The following is a 15,158-nucleotide window of genomic DNA, read 5'->3' as shown; positions in this document are numbered from 1 at the left end:
TCACCAGCTCCCCGACGCGCCGCCGCCACCGGCGGATCCGCCGCCGCCGCCAGTGAAGCCGCCGCCCATCCAGCCTCCGCCCCCACTGTCGCTGCCGCCGCCGCCGCCGCTCCAGCCGCCGCCGCCACCGCTCGATCGGCCGATCTCGTTGGCGACGCTCCACAGCACGATCGGCCAGTTGCTTCCGCCGCCGCCGCCATAGCGCCGTCCCCGCGCGCGCCGACCGATCATCGGCACGACGATGACCGCGAGCACGATCAGCCAGAAGATCAGCCCGAACGGCACGCCGCCGCCGCTGCCCTGGGCCTGCGTGCGATGCGTCTTGCCATACTCGGCTGCCGCTGCGGTGACCTTCGCGCGCGCCTCGGCATCGGGCAGTGCGAGCTGGTCCGCGACCGCGTTCGCGCCCGCGACGATCCCGCCGGGCATGTCGCCGGCCTTGAACCGGGGCAGGATCTGCTGGTTGACGATCACGCTGGAGAAGGCGTCGGTCAGGACGGGCTCGAGCCCATAGCCGACCTCGATCCGGACTTTCCGGTCGTTCGGTGCGACGATCAGGATCGCGCCGTTGTTGACGTCCTTCAGCCCGACGCCCCAGCTGCGCAGCAGGCGATAGCCGTAATCCTCGATCGGATAGCCTTCGAGGCTGGGGATCGTCGCCACGACCAGCTGGTTGCCGGTCGTCTTCTGCAGATCCTGCAGCCGCGTCGTCAGCGCCGCTTCCTGGTCGTCGGGGATGACGTTCGCCGCGTCGACGACCACGCCCGTGAATTTGGGGAAGGTCTGCGCGGACGCCGTGCCGAGTCCGGCGACCGCCATGACCAGCAGCAGCGCGGCTTTGCGCATATGGGTCAGCTCGCGTTGCCGAAGCTGACGCTGGGTGCGGTCTCGGCGCCCGGGGTGGTCGCCTGGAACGGTACCATCGGCTTGGCGCCGTAGAAGATCTTCGCGCCGACCGCGGCGGGGAAGGTGCGGATCGTCGTGTTGTAGCTCTGCACCGCGCCGTTGTAATCGCGCCGCGCGATCGTGATGCGGTTCTCGGTCCCCTCGAGCTGGCTCTGCAGCGCGAGGAAGTTCGCGTTCGACTTCAGGTCCGGATATTGTTCCTGCAGCGGCCGCAGCTGGCTGAGCGCGACGGTGAGGCCGTTCTGCGCGTTGGCATAGTTCTGCACCTTGGCCGGATCGGTCAGGTCGTCGCCGCTGAGCCGGACCGAGCCGGCGCGGGCGCGCGCCTCGCTGACGCTGATCAGCACCTTGCTCTCCTGCGCGGCATAGCCCTTCACGGTGGCGACCAGGTTGGGGATCAGGTCGCTGCGGCGCTGATACTCGTTCTGCACGTCGGCCCAGCGCGCCTTGGCGGCCTCTTCCTGCGTCGGGATGCTGTTGATGCCGCAACCGGCGAGCATCGTCGTTGCCGCCAACACGGTGCTCACGCGGACCAGGGACTTGTGCATTGGGGCTCTCCAGACTGCCGGTGCCGCCACCATAGGACGGCGGCACGGCTTGGCGAAACCGAAATCGGTGGGTAGCATCGGGGCGAAACGACGAAGGGGGCAGGCGTGCTCAAGGAATTCAAGGCGTTCATCATGCGCGGCAACGTGCTCGATCTCGCGGTCGCGGTGATCATCGGCGCGGCGTTCAGCAAGATCGTCAGTTCGCTGACCGACGACATCCTGATGCCGATCATCGGCAAGATTTTCGGCGGGCTCGATTTTTCCAGCTATTTCCTGGTGATGGGTCCGATCCCCGAGGCACTGCGCGGGTCGACCGATTACGTCGCGCTCAAGAAGGCGGGCGTGCCGCTGGTCGGATACGGCGCGTTCGTGACGCAGCTCGTCAATTTCCTGATCGTCGCGTTTATCATCTTCATGATCCTGCGCGTCGTGAACCGTGCCTCCGCACTGATCGAGCGCGAGGCCGCCCGCCTGCGCCGCGAGGAAGAGATCGCAACTCCGCCCGCACCCGAGCCGGTCGAGATCGCGCTGCTCCGCGAGATCCGCGACGAGCTGAAGGCGCGGGATAATGTCTAATCCTCCCCCCGGCAGGGGGAGGTGGCAGCCGAAGGCTGACGGAGGGGGCGGAAAGAGTAACCCGCGTTTCGTGCCCGCCCCCTCCGTCGCGCTAGCGCGCGCCACCTCCCCCTAGCGGGGGAGGATCAGCTACGCCGCGACCAGCTCGTCGGCGTTGGCGTCCGCCAGGCTGGTCCCGTCCAGGATCCGCGCGGTCTCGTCGCGGACGCGCATCATCGCGTGGCGGATCGCGCAATCGGCTTCGCTCTTGCAGTCGCCACAGGCGCGATAGGCGGTCCGGCTGACGCACGGCACCAGCGCCAGCGGCCCCTCGATCACGCGGATGATCTCGCCGAGCGAGATCAGGTGGCGCGGCCGCGACAGGCAGTATCCGCCCATCTTGCCGCGGTGGCTGTGGAGGAACCCGGCCTCGCGCAGGTCGGCCAGGATCAGTTCGAGGAACTTGCGCGGCACGTTCGCTTCGGCGGCGATCCGCGTCATCGGGATCGGGGGGCTTCCAGCCGGCGCACCGCCCAGGAAGATCATCGCGCGAAGCGCGTAACGGGATCGCTGCGTCAACATGATGGGCGCTATGCACAGTCTTTATGGCAAGCGAAAGGCGGGCTTTCCATGGCGCCGCATCGTCCCTATATCGGTCGGGCCGATGGGGGAATTTTCTCCTGCCGGCTATGGCGATAAACCGTGGCGTGTCATAGACACAGCGGACCCGGGGGCAGTACCCGGCGACTCCACCACCGCCCCTTTGCAAAGAGGGACGATGACGGGGTCGAACTAGGATCGACGTGTGTTCAACGACGCTATGTTTCGCTCGGAATGGGACCACCGCAACGGCCCATACACAAGTGCCAACGATAACGAAGCACTCGCAATTGCCGCATAACTGACGGTCTAACGACCTAAGTTATACGGACGAAAGCGCGGTTCGGGCCACACCGGGCAACAGAAGTGGACACCGGCGGTACGGGGAGCACCGAGCAACAGAAGCTCCCCACTCAGGCCGCAAGCTGTTCTGCCAACCGCAGCACGGGCGCGCTGAACCCGACCGGCCCAACCAGCACCTGCGTCACCACCAGAACACCGCCGCCCCACCAATAGGCCGGATGGACGCGACCGCGGCGTCTGATGTCATATGCCATCCCGACCAGCACATAGACCGACATCGCGACGAACACCGCGAGCGGGCCGAACGGGCCCAGCAGCGGCATCGGCAGGATGCGGCCGAGCGCGGGGGACATGACCAGCACCGTCCCGCACAGCATCAGCCTCTTGTGCCAGTCGGCCTGGCGACGAAGGGCGATCGCCCAGGCCGTCAGCACCCCGAAGCCGAGGATACCCAGCACGTCGAGCGCGAGGAACAGGCCGGGGGAAAAGAACGGCGGCACGCGGTGCATCTCGATCGCCCATACGGTCGTCGTGATGCCGAGCACGACCATCATGGCCGCCACGACCCCGCCCAGCACGCCGATCCGGCGGTGCAGCGCGACCGATCCGCTCGCGACCAGCCAGTTCTGCAGCACGTAGAACAGGATCCAGGCGGTGAAGACCGCGCCGTGCAGATGCACATGGAACGGCAACGAAAAGAACAGCCCGTCGAAGCGCCAGAAGTCCAGGCCGAATCCGAAGATGACCGTGCCCGCGATCGCGAGCGCCATGACAAGAAAGAACCGCCGTTCGCTGGCGAAAAGGTCCGCTCGTTCCGATCTGGTCGCCATCTTGCCGCCCCCGCGTTGGATTAGACGCTAAAACCGGCCCCGTACGCATACGGTGAGGCAGCAATACTATGTCTCGATTCTCCGCCCCGCGCAACAGGCAGCGGGGGCTTTGCCTCATGCAGCCTTGAGCTGCACCACGAAGCTGGCGGTCGCCGCCTGAAGCCGCTGCGCGGTGCCCGACAATCCGCTCGCCGCCATCGAGACCTCGTTCGAGAGCGTCGCGGTCTTGCCCGCGACGCGCGCGACGCCGAGGATCTCTTCGGCGATTAGGTCGATCCCGACAGCCGTGCCCTGCGCGGTCGTCTCGATCGCGTTCGCGGTATCGCGGTGATGCCGCACCTCGCTGCGGATCGTCTCCGCGGCGTTGGAGAGCAGTCCGATCATCCCGGTGATGTCGGCGAGCGCGCGATACGCGAGGGCCGCGCCGCTCTCGACCGCGCTCGCCAGCGTGTGGATTTCGCTCGACGCGTCTTTCGCCTGGCCAGCAAGCTGCTTCACTTCGCCGGCGACGACGCGGAAGCCGAGCCCCGCCTCGCCGGCGCGCGCCGCCTCGATCGTCGCGTTGAGCGCGAGCAGGTTGGTGCGCGCGGCGATCTGCTGGATCGAATTGGCGAAGGTCGCGATCGTCGCGGAGCGTTCGGCGAGCGACATCACCGCGCCATGGCTCGACAGCGACGTGTCGCGGGCATCGACGCCGAGCCGCGCCTGCTGTTCGGCATTGTCCGCGATCGACGAGACCGATTGGCTGAGCGCACGGATCTGGCTGGCGAGGTTGCCGGCGTTGCGCGACGATCGCGACGCGGTGTCCGCGGTGACGCCGATCTTTCGCGTCGCATCCTGGGCGAGCATGTTGAGCGCCCGCGCGGAACCGTCGAGCTCGGTCGAGGCCGCGCCCACCGACTGGACGATGTCGGCGACGGAGGCCTGGAACGCCTCGGCCAGGGCCAGCATGTCCGCGCGCTTCCCCACCTCGGCCTCGCGCTCGATCCGCTCGCGCTGCGTGCGTTCGGCCGCAGCGAGCCGTTCGGCCGCCGCGGTCTGCGCGATCGCGGCGGACAGGTCGTCGCGGGCGCGGAGCGCATCGGCCGCCAGTTGCTCGCTGTCGACGCGCGCGGCGTGCTGGCGAACCATCAACTGGTGGAGCTGCCCGGTGACATAGCCGAGCACCGCGAGCTGCAACCCGACCGCGACGCCGTGAAGCAGGACGCGGCCGAGATTGCCCGATCCGTTGAAGACCCATCCGGGCATCACCGCTTCTATCAGCAGATGATGAACGACGATCAGCGCGGACGCGAGCGCGATCGGACGCCAGTCGCACAGCACCACCAGAGCGGCGAGCGCGACGAAGAAATACATGTGCGCGTCCATCTGCCACGGATCGCCCTTGAGCAGGAAGACTGCCAGCGCGGGGTACACCGCCGCGAGCGTGCCCGTGACCAGCCGTGCAGCCTCGTCCTGACGGCGCCGGACGACCATCACGGTCGGCGCGACATTGGCGATCGCCGCCATGACCACGACCAGCGCGACGTGATCGGCGCCGAGCAGCAGTCCCAATATGCCGAGACCGAGCGTGGCGGCCCAGCCCGCGGCGACGAGAATGCGCATGCCGTGAGCACGGAAGAGGTCGAGTTCGGTGGTCATTGCCCGACCGCCGTCCCGCAACCGGCGAACGGCGCGGCCAGCCTGACGATCGCGTGGCCCGCGGTTACCGCCGCCAGCCGAGCATCGGCCATCACGACATAGGAGCGGGGCAGGGGTCCCGGCCCGATCAGCAGGCTGCCCGACCGGGTCGCGAGCGGCAGGAGTTCGGCGTCTGCGCGCGCCGTCACCGGCACGAGCAGCATCCGACCCGTTGCCGGAGGGGCGAAGGCGAGGACCGCGAGGCCGAGGCCGATCCCTCCGGTCTGCAGGATCAGGGACGGGGCGGGCAGGCGTAACGGCATCACCCAGCCATGGCGGGATGAAGGTTAGCGCGGCGTAAACGTTCCGGCCTTCGATCAGGCCCGGACGCAAAAAGGGGCCCGGTTTCCCGAGCCCCCCTTGCTTCGCAGTTTCCGTCATCCCGGGCTGGACCCGGGACGACGCGGCAATCAGTCGCGATCGCCGGTCAGGAAGGCCGGAGCGAACTCGGGCGCCTTGCCCTCGCCGCCCTCGGCGCGGGGCGCGCGCTCGCCGCCCGAACCGCCGTCACGACGCGGGCCACGGCCGCCGCCGTCGCGGCCGCCATCGCCGTCACGACGCGGACCACGCGAGCCGCGATCCCCCCCGTCACGACCGCCGCCGCCTTCGCCGCGCGGACCACGACCACCGCCATCACGGCCACCATCGCCATCGCGACGGGGCCCACGCGGACCACGATCGCCACCCTCACGGGGCTCACGCGCCGGGCGGGTATCTTCCAGCTCTTCGCCGGTCGTCTGGTCGACGACGCGCATCGACAGGCGAACCTTGCCGCGCGGATCGATTTCGAGGACCTTGACCTTGACTTCCTGGCCTTCGCTCAGCGCATCGCTGACCTTCTCGACGCGCTCGTTCTTGATTTCGGACACGTGGACGAGACCGTCCTTGCCACCCATGAAGTTCACGAACGCACCGAAGTCCACCAGGTTGACGACCTTGCCGTCATAGACCTTGCCGACTTCGGCTTCCTCGACGAGGCCCTTGATCCACTTGATCGCGGCTTCGATCTGCGTCGGGTCGGACGACGACACCTTGATCACGCCCTCGTCGTCGATGTCGACCTTGGCGCCGGTCGTCGCGACGATCTCGCGGATGACCTTGCCGCCGGTGCCGATGACTTCGCGGATCTTCGACTTGTCGATCGTGAAGCTCTCGATGCGCGGTGCGTGGCTCGAGAGTTCCTCACGGGTGTGGTCGAGCGCCTTGGCCATCTCGCCAAGGATATGCGCGCGGCCTTCCTTGGCCTGTGCCAGCGCCTTGCCCATGATCTCCTCGGTGATGCCGGCGATCTTGATGTCCATCTGCATTGTGGTGATGCCCTCGGACGTGCCGGCGACCTTGAAGTCCATGTCGCCGAGGTGATCCTCGTCGCCCAGGATGTCCGACAGGACCGCGAAGTTCTTGCCCTCGAGGATCAGGCCCATCGCGATGCCCGAGACCGGACGCTTCAGCGGAACGCCCGCATCCATCATCGACAGCGAACCGCCGCAGACCGTCGCCATCGACGACGAGCCGTTGCTCTCCGTGATGTCCGACAGGACGCGGATCGTGTAGGGGAACTCGTCCTTCGACGGCAGCACCGGGTGCAGCGCGCGCCAGGCGAGCTTGCCGTGGCCGACTTCGCGACGACCCGGCGCACCGAAGCGACCGACTTCACCGACCGAGTAGGGCGGGAAGTTGTAGTGCAGCATGAAGTTTTCGTACGAAAGCCCGTTCAGGCCGTCGATCATCTGCTCTGCGTCGCGCGTGCCGAGCGTGGTGGTGCAGATCGACTGCGTCTCGCCGCGCGTGAACAGCGCAGACCCGTGCGTGCGCGGCAGGAAGTGCACCATCGCCTCGATCGGACGAATCTGCGTGGTGGTGCGGCCGTCGATACGGGTGCCGTCCTTGAGGATGGCGCCGCGGACGATCTCCGCCTCCAGCTTCTTCATCAGCTTGCCGGCAGCCATCTGGTCCTGCGGGGTCGCGTCGGCAAAGGCGGTCTTGCCCTTGGCGCGCGCGGCGTTCAGCAGGTCCGAACGCTTGGACTTGTCGGTCACCTTGTAGGCGGCCGCGATGTCCTTGCCGATCAGCTTCTTCAGCTTGTCCTTGGCGGTCGAGATATCTGCCTGCTCGGCCATCTCCCAAGGCTCCTTGGCAGCCTTCTCGGCCAGGTCGATGATCAGGTTGGCGGCTTCGCGGCACGCCTTGTGCGCGAACTGCACTGCGCCGAGCATGACCTCTTCCGAGAGCTCCTTGGCTTCGGACTCGACCATCATCACGGCGTTGCCGGTGGCGGCGACGACCAGGTCGAGATCGCCGGTCTTGGCGACTTCGGCGGTCGGGTTGAGGATGTATTCGCCATCGACGTAACCGACGCGCGCCGCGCCGATCGGGCCCATGAACGGCACGCCCGAGATCGTCAGCGCGGCCGATGCCGCGACCATCGCGAGGACGTCGGGCTCGTTCTCGCCGTCATAGCTGAGAACCTGGCAGATCACGTTGATCTCGTTGTAGAACCCTTCCGGGAACAGCGGACGGATCGGGCGATCGATGAGACGGCTGGTCAGCGTCTCCTTCTCGGTCGCGCCGCGCTCGCGCTTGAAGAAGCCGCCGGGGATGCGGCCGCTCGCGGAGAACTTCTCCTGGTAATGGACGGTGAGCGGGAAGAAATCCTGCCCTTCCTTGACGGTGCGTGCGGCCGTGACGGCGCACAGGACCACGGTCTCGCCGAGCGTTGCGAGCACGGCGCCATTGGCCTGGCGGGCAACGCGGCCCGTCTCGAGCGTCAGCGTCTTGCCGCCCCACTGGGCGCTTACGGTCTTGGTATCGAACATTGTGTTTCCTTCACTCCGGCGGCCAGATGCCGACCGGGGCCTATCTGCGAGCTAAGCCGGCTCGCGCGGTTGCGGGACTATTATGTCCCTTGGATCATTCGGCCGAATTGCCGGTGATCCCGGTCCTCCGTCATGCTGAACTTGTTTCAGCATCCACCGAACGATGGTCCTCCGGCGGAGAGTTGGATCCTGAACCGGGTTCAGGATGACGAAAAAGGAAAAAGGGCGACCTTTCGGCCGCCCTTTCGGATTACTTGCGAAGGCCGAGCTTCGCAATCAGGTCCAGGTACCGCTGGCCGTCCTTGTGACGGAGATAATCCAGCAGCGACCGGCGCTTGTTGACCATCATGAGAAGGCCACGACGCGAGTGGTTGTCCTTCTTGTGGCCCTTGAAGTGCTCGGTCAGGTTCTTGATCCGCTCGGTCAAGATCGCGACCTGGACCTCGGGCGAACCCGTGTCGCCCTCGGCGCGTGCGTGGATCTTGACCAGCTCGGTCTTGCGTTCTGCGGTAATCGTCATGAATTCTTCGTCCTCGACATCACAGATTGAAACCGCGCACGATGCGGACGTTGCCGTCCTCGACCTCCACCAGCGCGACCGGGACCAGGTCCAGTTCGGCGAAATATTGGCCATCGTCTGCGGCGATCCCGACCAAGACGCGCCCCTGTCGGAGCGCTCCTGCCTGATCGGGAGTGAGGGAGAGAGCCGGGATGTCGTCCAGCGCCACCCTCAAGGGCAGAAGTATGTCATCTAGGGCGCGCGCCTGCCCGAGTTCGGCCAGTTTGTCCAGCGATATCGCGTTTTCGAGCCCGAACGGACCGGCCTTGGTCCGCCGCAACATGGTGACGTGGCCGACCGTGCCGAGCGCCAAGGCGATGTCGCGCGCGAGGCTGCGGATATAGGTCCCCTTGGAGACGTGGGCGGTGAGGGTGACCTCTTCCAGCGCGTCGTCCGCCATGCCCGCGTCACTTACTTCGCCCACGTCACCCGCCACACCCTCGTGACCCGCGACACTTTCGTCACCCCAGCGAAGGCTGGGGTCTCCCCGTGGCGGCCGCGCGCCCTCCTCAGGGAGATCCCAGCCTTCGCTGGGATGACGGGTGGGGAGGGGGGGGTGTACGACGGTGAGCGCATGAACCGTCACGCTCCGGCCCGCCAGCACCACTTCTTCCCCGGCGCGGGCGAGATCATACGCCCGCTCCCCATTCACCTTGAGCGCGGAATACGCCGGCGGTACCTGCGAAATCGGCCCCGTAAACCGCCCCAGCACCGCCTCGACCGCGGCCAGCGTCGGCCGCACATCGGAGGTCGCGACCGGCACGCCCTCGGCATCGAGCGTATCGGTCTGCACCCCGAACATCACCGTGAAATCATACACCTTGTCGCTGTCGAGCATCCGCCCCGCGAGCTTGGTCGCCTCGCCCACCGCGATCGGCAGCACGCCGGTCGCGAGCGGATCGAGCGTGCCCCCATGCCCGACCTTGAACTTGCCGTACTCCCCGGTGCGTAGCGCGCGCTTTACCGCCGACACGCCCTGCGTTGACCCAAGCCCCGGCGGCTTGTCGAGAATGATCCATCCATGCATTTGCGCGCCCTAGCCCGCGACGCGCGCGCCGCCCAGCGCTTCGGTGAAATGCCGTCGGCACAGCGCGACATACAGGTCGTTGCCGCCGATCGCGGTCTGCGCACCCTGGCCGACCGCACGCCCCTCGGCGTCTACGCGCAGGTTCATCGTCGCCTTGCGGCCGCAGACGCACACCGACTTGATCTCGACCAGCGAGTCCGCGATCGCCAGCAACCGGGCCGACCCCGGGAACAGCGCCCCCTGGAAATCGGTGCGCAGGCCGTAGGCGAGCACCGGAATCCCCAGCACGTCGCAGATATGCGCGAGCTGATCGACCTGTGCCGCCGAGAGGAACTGCGCCTCGTCGACCAGCACGCACGCGATCGCCTCGCGCGCCACCCGGTCCGCCACGCACGCGGCGAGATCGGTCCCGGCATCGAACGCGATCGCACTCTCTGATAGTCCGATCCGCGAGGTGATCGTACCGTGCTCGAACCGGTCGTCGACGCCCGCCGTGAATAGCATCGTCGCCATCCCGCGCTCACGATAATTGAAGTCCGCCTGGAGCAGGTTCGTCGACTTCCCCGCGTTCATCGACGCATAATAGAAATAGAGTTTGGCCATCACGCCACCCTAAGCGCGGCCGATCGCCCGCGTCTATCGCCCCCTTCTATCGCAGGTGCTGGACAGGCGCGCGTTAATCGGGTCCAACCCGTTGAACTTTCGGGGGGAAGACGATGCGCGGCGCGATCTGGGTCTTGGGTATCTTTGCGGCAGTCTGGGGAGCGATCGGGCTCAGTCCGCTCGGGCTGCCGGCAATGGCGGTTCCGGTCGCGATCTCGGTCATCCTGATCGGCTGGGCGAGCCGTGTGGCGTTGCCCGAACGGGGTGCCGCCGAAACCAGGCGCATCGGGCGCCTGATCGCGATCTGGAGCAGCATCCAGGGGGTCGCGATCTTCGCCACGTTCGTGCTGTGCCCGCGACTCGGCATTCCCGATGCCGCGGTGCCGATCCTGGCGATCATCGTCGGCCTGCACTTCCTCCCGCTCGCGCGGGGCATTCCGGTGCAGGTCTATTACGCGACGGCCTCGGCGATGATCGCGGTCGGCGCGCTGGCGCTCCTGATGCCGCCGACGGTCCGCTATGCCGCGACGGGCATCCCGTGCGCGATCATCCTCTGGGCGAGTTGCATGACGCTGATCGCACGCGGTCGGCGCCTGATGGTCGCCTAGCCCTCGTCGGGGGTGAGGTCGCGCGCGATGTCGGGCTGCCTGAGCAGCTGCTCGATATGCGTGCCCTCGTCGAAGCTCTCGTCGGCGATGAACTTCAGCTTGGCGGCGAACCGCGCCTGGACGCGCTGCGCGACCTGGCGCTGCAGGAAGGCGGTGTTGGTGCGCAGCGCCTTGATCACGACCGCCTCGTCCTTGCCGAGCAGCGGCTTCACGAAGGCGGTAGCGTGGCGGAGGTCGGGTGACATGCGCACCTCGGTGATCGTGACCATGTGCTTTTCGAGCACCGGGTCATGGACGTCGCCGCGCGCAAGGATGTCGGACAGCGCGTGACGCACCTGCTCGCCGACGCGTAAGCCCCGGACGATCTTGGTTTCGTTGGTGTCGGTTTTCATAAAACTCAAACTCCCCTCCCGCTTGCGGGAGGGGCCGGGGGTGGGCTCCCGGCCTCAGCGTCTCGCGCCGTGGATGGCGGGTGCCCACCCCCCAGCCCCCTCCCGCGAGCGGGAGGGGGAGCAGTACTTACAGCGTGCGTTCGCGCATCTCGACTTCGAACGTCTCGAGGACGTCGCCTGCCTTGATGTCGACGAAGTTCGACGTGAACGTCACGCCGCACTCCAGCCCTGCACGGACCTCCGCCACATCGTCCTTGAAGCGACGCAGACTTGCGATCTCGCCCTGGTAGATGATGACGTCGTTGCGCGTGATACGGGCTTTCAGCGCCTTGCGGATATTGCCCTCGGTGACGAGCAGACCCGCCGCCTTGCCATGCTTGCCCGCCGAGAAGACCTCGCGGATTTCCGCACGGCCGACGACCGTCTCGAACGCCTCCGGCCCGAGCTCGCCCGCCATGCCGGCGCGGATCTCGTCGATCAGGTCGTAGATCACGTCATAGTATTTGAACGCGACCTTCTGGCGCTCGGCGATCTCGCGGGCCTTGGCATTCGGACGAACGTTGAAGCCGATGATCGGCGCGCCCGAAGCCCCGGCGAGCGTCACGTCGGACTCGGTGATGCCACCGACGCCCGAATGCAGCACGCGGGCCTTGATCAGATCCGTGGAGATCTTGTTGATCGCGCCGACGATCGCCTCGACGGTCCCCTGCGTGTCTGCCTTGACGACCAGCGGATACTCGATCGCCTGCTTCTCCTTGAGCGCCGAGAACATCGATTCCAGGCTTGCCGGAACCGAGGTCGTGCGCTTGTCGGTCTTCACGCCCTTGCGATATTCCGCGACTTCGCGGGCACGCGCCTCGTTCTCGACCACCGACAGCGGGTCCCCCGCCAGCGGCACGCCCGACAGGCCCAGGACCTCGACCGGCATCGCCGGACCGGCTTCCTTGATCTGCCGACCCTTGTCGTCGACCAGCGCGCGGACCTTGCCGCTCTCGGCACCGACGACGAAGATGTCGCCGATCTTGAGCGTGCCGCGGTTGACGAGGATGGTCGCAACCGGACCACGACCCTTGTCGAGCTTGCCCTCGATCACGGTGCCTTCGGCCGCGCGGTCGGGGTTCGCCTTGAGGTCGAGCAGCTCGGCCTGCAGCTGGATCTTCTCGATCAGCTCGTCGAGGCCGGTCTTCTTGAGTGCCGAGACCTCGACGTCCTGGACGTCGCCCGACATCTCCTCGACGATGACCTCGTGCTCGAGCAGGCGCTCGCGCACCTTCTGCGGATTGGCACCGTCCTTGTCGATCTTGTTGATCGCCACGATCATCGGCACGCCGGCCGCCTTGGTGTGGTTGATCGCCTCGATCGTCTGCGGCATCAGCCCGTCGTCGGCCGCGACGACGAGGACGACGATGTCGGTGACGTCCGCGCCGCGCGCACGCATCTGCGTGAACGCCTCGTGGCCCGGCGTGTCGAGGAAGGTGATCTTCGACTTGTCCTTCAGCGTGACCTGATAGGCGCCGATATGCTGCGTGATGCCACCGGCCTCGCCGCGCACCACGTCGGTGCCGCGAAGGGCATCGAGCAGCGACGTCTTGCCGTGATCGACATGGCCCATGATCGTGACCACCGGCGGACGCGCCTTCAGCGTGTCCTCGGCGTCCATCTCGATATCGGCAGCAATGTCGATGTCCGAATCGCTGACGCGAGTCAGGTTGTGGCCGAATTCGGTTACCAGCAGCTCGGCGGTATCCTGGTCGATCGTCTGCGTCATCGTAACGGGCATGCCCATCTTGAACAGCGTCTTGACCAGGTCGGCGCCCTTCTCGGCCATGCGGTTGGCGAGTTCCTGCACGGTGATCGATTCCGGCACGACGACGTCGCGAATCTGCTTGACCTGCGGCTCGCGCGGGCCACCCGAACCACGGCGTTCCTTCTCACGGGCACGCTTGAGCGCGGCGAGCGAACGCGCGCGCGCGCCGTCACCGTCGCCGAGCGCGCGGTTGACGGTCAGCTTGCCCGCGGTGCGACGATCGTCGCCCTTGCGGTCGCGCTGCTGCGGACGGCTCGGCACGGCGTCGCGACGGACGCCACCGGCAACCGCGTTCGGACCGGTCGCGCCGGGACGGGCGGCCGCACCAGCCGTCGTCGATGCGGTCGCTGCCGGAGCAGGCGCCTCGACGGGCTTGGGCGGCGGCGGCGGAGGCCGCTCGGGCCGGGCAACGGGCGAGAAGCGGCGCGGTGCCGGCATCGACGGATCGCGGGTCAGCTCGACGATCGGCGGCGGAGGTGCCGGAGTCGGGGCGGGAGCGGGCGCCGGTGCGGCGCGCGCCACGACCGGAGCAGCCGCCGGAGTCGGCGTGGGCGTCGATGCAGGCGCGGCAGCGACCGGAGCCGGAGCGGGCTCGGGCGTCGGTGCCGGGGCAGCAACCGGATCGGCTGCCACGGGAGCGGGCGCCGGTGCCGGAGTCGGCGCGGGTGCAGGCGCCGCCTTGGCGTCTGCCTCGGCCTTCACCTTGGCTTCGGCGCGCTGGCGCTCTTCCTCGATCGCACGCAGGCGATCGCTCTCCGCACGACGGCGCGTTTCCTCCAGCGTGTTCATGCGCTGCTCTTCGGCCTGGCGCAGCAACAGCGCCTGGCGCTCCTGTGCGGACAGGTTGCTCGGCACCGGACGCGGTGCAGGCGTCGGCTCGGGCGCACGCGCCTGCGGTGCCGCGACCGGCGGGGTCGGTGCTGCAGGAGCGACGGTCTCCTGGACCGGCTCGGGCTCGCCCGGCCGGCGCAGGACGCGCGCCCGCTTCGTTTCGACGATCACCGTGTTGGACCGGCCATGGCTGAAGCTCTGCTTCACCTGGCCGGTCTCGACCGTGCGCTTCACACCCAGAGGTGCGCGCATGCCAAGTTTCGGCTTCTCGTTGTCGGTGTCGCTCACTCAAATTCCTCGTGTACGTCTGCGGCCGTTGGGGCGCCGGAAAGGTCGGGCGGCCCCTTTTGTTGAGACGCCGATGCGCCCTGCGAGGCCGTTTCGCAAGGCACGGGAGTAGGTTCGGGTCCGATAAAATGCAGCCAGCGGTCGAGCGCTTCGCTCACCCGCTTTGCCGCAGCACGATCAGTCAGGCCAATGTGTACCACATTTTCACGGCCCAGCGCCAATCCCAATATGGTGCGCGTCGCCGGCAGTGCCAACCCCCTGAGGCCGGAGCCCTCGACATCGTTGCCGATGCGCCAGGCCTGGTCGAGCTTGCGGTTGCCGTCCTCGCTCGCGTCCGACGCGTGATACAGGCTCGCAAGCTTCCCCGACCGCGCGTTCTGCGCGATCCGGTCGGAGCCGATCAGCACGGTACCGCTGCGCGATTCGAGGCCGAGGCGGTCCATCGCGTTGCGTTCCAGCGCGACGGCGATCTGCTCGGGCAAGTCGGGGGAGAGCGTGAACTCGCTCGTCTTGAACGCGCGGCTCAGTACGCCCTTGAGCTTGCCCTTATTGAGCGCGACCTCGAGTTCCGCGCGGGTCACGCCGATCCACGCGCCGCGGCCGGGGGCCTTGGCGCGGACGTCGGGATGGACCTGCCCGTCGGGCGCGAGCGCGAGGCGGATGAGATGGGGGCGGACGTCGCGCTCGCCGGAGAGGACGCATTTGCGGATGGGGTCAGTCATGCCGCGATCCTCCCGTCGTCATGCCGGGCCCTTCGGCGGAGCTCAGGACAGGCTTGTCCCGGCATCCAGGGAGTAGCACGCTG

15 protein-coding genes and 1 other RNA gene are annotated in these 15,158 nt (G+C 67.5%); 3 read left to right on the top strand and 13 right to left on the bottom strand.

Going from position 1 to position 15,158, the window contains the following annotated elements; all coding sequences use genetic code 11:
• Nucleotides 1-846 carry a TPM domain-containing protein gene (locus tag FSB78_RS12640; protein ID WP_147082973.1) on the bottom strand — a complete coding sequence of 282 codons (846 nt, stop codon included), beginning with the start codon at nucleotides 844-846 and terminating at the stop codon, nucleotides 1-3.
• Nucleotides 847-851: 5 nt separating this feature from the next.
• Entirely contained in the window at nucleotides 852-1,454 is a 603-nt protein-coding gene (locus FSB78_RS12635) for a LemA family protein (RefSeq protein WP_147082972.1), read from the bottom strand.
• A gap of 105 nt (nucleotides 1,455-1,559) precedes the next feature.
• Here FSB78_RS12635 and mscL point away from each other — a divergent pair, with 105 nt between their 5' ends.
• Complete coding sequence (mscL, locus tag FSB78_RS12630; protein ID WP_147082971.1) at nucleotides 1,560-2,030, top strand: large conductance mechanosensitive channel protein MscL; 471 nt, start codon at nucleotides 1,560-1,562, stop codon at nucleotides 2,028-2,030.
• Between the two features lie 129 nt (nucleotides 2,031-2,159).
• On the opposite strand, the gene FSB78_RS12625 is transcribed toward mscL, so the two are convergent.
• Complete coding sequence (locus tag FSB78_RS12625; RefSeq protein WP_147082970.1) at nucleotides 2,160-2,591, bottom strand: RrF2 family transcriptional regulator; 432 nt, start codon at nucleotides 2,589-2,591, stop codon at nucleotides 2,160-2,162.
• 39 nt (nucleotides 2,592-2,630) lie between these two features.
• Here FSB78_RS12625 and ssrA point away from each other — a divergent pair.
• Nucleotides 2,631-2,984: a transfer-messenger RNA gene (gene ssrA, locus FSB78_RS12620) on the top strand.
• Between the two features lie 38 nt (nucleotides 2,985-3,022).
• Here the strand turns inward: ssrA and FSB78_RS12615 are convergent.
• The 7 genes from FSB78_RS12615 to FSB78_RS12585 form a co-directional block, all read right to left on the bottom strand.
• Nucleotides 3,023-3,742: a hypothetical protein gene (locus FSB78_RS12615; protein WP_147082969.1), complete on the bottom strand. Its 720-nt coding sequence runs from the start codon at nucleotides 3,740-3,742 to the stop codon at nucleotides 3,023-3,025.
• A gap of 114 nt (nucleotides 3,743-3,856) precedes the next feature.
• Complete coding sequence (locus tag FSB78_RS12610; RefSeq protein WP_147082968.1) at nucleotides 3,857-5,383, bottom strand: methyl-accepting chemotaxis protein; 1,527 nt, start codon at nucleotides 5,381-5,383, stop codon at nucleotides 3,857-3,859.
• The gene (locus tag FSB78_RS12605) at nucleotides 5,380-5,685 is read right to left on the bottom strand and encodes a hypothetical protein (protein WP_147082967.1); all 306 of its coding nucleotides are present in this window, start codon (nucleotides 5,683-5,685) and stop codon (nucleotides 5,380-5,382) included. The genes FSB78_RS12610 and FSB78_RS12605 overlap by 4 nt, the downstream gene beginning before the upstream one ends.
• A 147-nt stretch (nucleotides 5,686-5,832) precedes the next feature.
• A complete protein-coding gene (pnp, locus tag FSB78_RS12600) occupies nucleotides 5,833-8,238 on the bottom strand; it encodes a polyribonucleotide nucleotidyltransferase (RefSeq protein WP_147082966.1) in 2,406 nt (801 codons plus the stop codon).
• 250 nt (nucleotides 8,239-8,488) lie between these two features.
• On the bottom strand, nucleotides 8,489-8,758 hold the full coding sequence (gene rpsO / locus FSB78_RS12595; RefSeq protein WP_147082965.1) for a 30S ribosomal protein S15: 270 nt from the start codon (nucleotides 8,756-8,758) through the stop codon (nucleotides 8,489-8,491).
• Nucleotides 8,759-8,777: 19 nt separating this feature from the next.
• Entirely contained in the window at nucleotides 8,778-9,824 is a 1,047-nt protein-coding gene (truB, locus tag FSB78_RS12590; protein WP_147082964.1) for a tRNA pseudouridine(55) synthase TruB, read from the bottom strand.
• A 9-nt stretch (nucleotides 9,825-9,833) separates the two neighbouring features.
• Nucleotides 9,834-10,427 carry a thymidine kinase gene (locus FSB78_RS12585; protein WP_147082963.1) on the bottom strand — a complete coding sequence of 198 codons (594 nt, stop codon included), beginning with the start codon at nucleotides 10,425-10,427 and terminating at the stop codon, nucleotides 9,834-9,836.
• A 113-nt stretch (nucleotides 10,428-10,540) separates the two neighbouring features.
• Between FSB78_RS12585 and FSB78_RS12580 the strand changes: the two genes are divergently transcribed.
• Nucleotides 10,541-11,035 (top strand): hypothetical protein, encoded by a 495-nt coding sequence (locus FSB78_RS12580; RefSeq protein WP_147082962.1) that lies wholly within the window; start codon nucleotides 10,541-10,543, stop codon nucleotides 11,033-11,035.
• Here FSB78_RS12580 and rbfA read toward each other — a convergent pair.
• The 3 genes from rbfA to FSB78_RS12565 form a co-directional block, all read right to left on the bottom strand.
• A complete protein-coding gene (gene rbfA, locus FSB78_RS12575) occupies nucleotides 11,032-11,427 on the bottom strand; it encodes a 30S ribosome-binding factor RbfA (RefSeq protein WP_147084182.1) in 396 nt (131 codons plus the stop codon). The genes FSB78_RS12580 and rbfA overlap by 4 nt on opposite strands.
• A 127-nt stretch (nucleotides 11,428-11,554) precedes the next feature.
• On the bottom strand, nucleotides 11,555-14,353 hold the full coding sequence (gene infB, locus FSB78_RS12570; protein ID WP_147082961.1) for a translation initiation factor IF-2: 2,799 nt from the start codon (nucleotides 14,351-14,353) through the stop codon (nucleotides 11,555-11,557).
• Entirely contained in the window at nucleotides 14,350-15,075 is a 726-nt protein-coding gene (locus FSB78_RS12565) for a DUF448 domain-containing protein (RefSeq protein WP_147082960.1), read from the bottom strand. The genes infB and FSB78_RS12565 overlap by 4 nt, the downstream gene beginning before the upstream one ends.
• Nucleotides 15,076-15,158 lie beyond the last annotated feature (83 nt).

Origin of the sequence: Sphingomonas ginsenosidivorax (genome assembly GCF_007995065.1) — a bacterium.
GTDB lineage: Bacteria > Pseudomonadota > Alphaproteobacteria > Sphingomonadales > Sphingomonadaceae > Sphingomonas > Sphingomonas ginsenosidivorax.
The sequence above is the reverse complement of the archived record's forward strand: the minus strand, read 5'-3'. Positions and strand labels throughout refer to the sequence as shown.

Coding starts and splice junctions, on each gene's coding strand:
- FSB78_RS12615 (WP_147082969.1), bottom strand. CDS start 3,742: ATGGCGACCAGATCGGAACGAGCGGACCTTTTCGCCAGCGAACGGCGG.
- FSB78_RS12580 (WP_147082962.1), top strand. CDS start 10,541: ATGCGCGGCGCGATCTGGGTCTTGGGTATCTTTGCGGCAGTCTGGGGA.
- FSB78_RS12635 (WP_147082972.1), bottom strand. CDS start 1,454: ATGCACAAGTCCCTGGTCCGCGTGAGCACCGTGTTGGCGGCAACGACG.
- FSB78_RS12640 (WP_147082973.1), bottom strand. CDS start 846: ATGCGCAAAGCCGCGCTGCTGCTGGTCATGGCGGTCGCCGGACTCGGC.
- rpsO (WP_147082965.1), bottom strand. CDS start 8,758: ATGACGATTACCGCAGAACGCAAGACCGAGCTGGTCAAGATCCACGCA.
- FSB78_RS12625 (WP_147082970.1), bottom strand. CDS start 2,591: ATGTTGACGCAGCGATCCCGTTACGCGCTTCGCGCGATGATCTTCCTG.
- rbfA (WP_147084182.1), bottom strand. CDS start 11,427: ATGAAAACCGACACCAACGAAACCAAGATCGTCCGGGGCTTACGCGTC.
- FSB78_RS12565 (WP_147082960.1), bottom strand. CDS start 15,075: ATGACTGACCCCATCCGCAAATGCGTCCTCTCCGGCGAGCGCGACGTC.
- truB (WP_147082964.1), bottom strand. CDS start 9,824: ATGCATGGATGGATCATTCTCGACAAGCCGCCGGGGCTTGGGTCAACG.
- FSB78_RS12610 (WP_147082968.1), bottom strand. CDS start 5,383: ATGACCACCGAACTCGACCTCTTCCGTGCTCACGGCATGCGCATTCTC.
- pnp (WP_147082966.1), bottom strand. CDS start 8,238: ATGTTCGATACCAAGACCGTAAGCGCCCAGTGGGGCGGCAAGACGCTG.
- FSB78_RS12585 (WP_147082963.1), bottom strand. CDS start 10,427: ATGGCCAAACTCTATTTCTATTATGCGTCGATGAACGCGGGGAAGTCG.
- FSB78_RS12605 (WP_147082967.1), bottom strand. CDS start 5,685: ATGCCGTTACGCCTGCCCGCCCCGTCCCTGATCCTGCAGACCGGAGGG.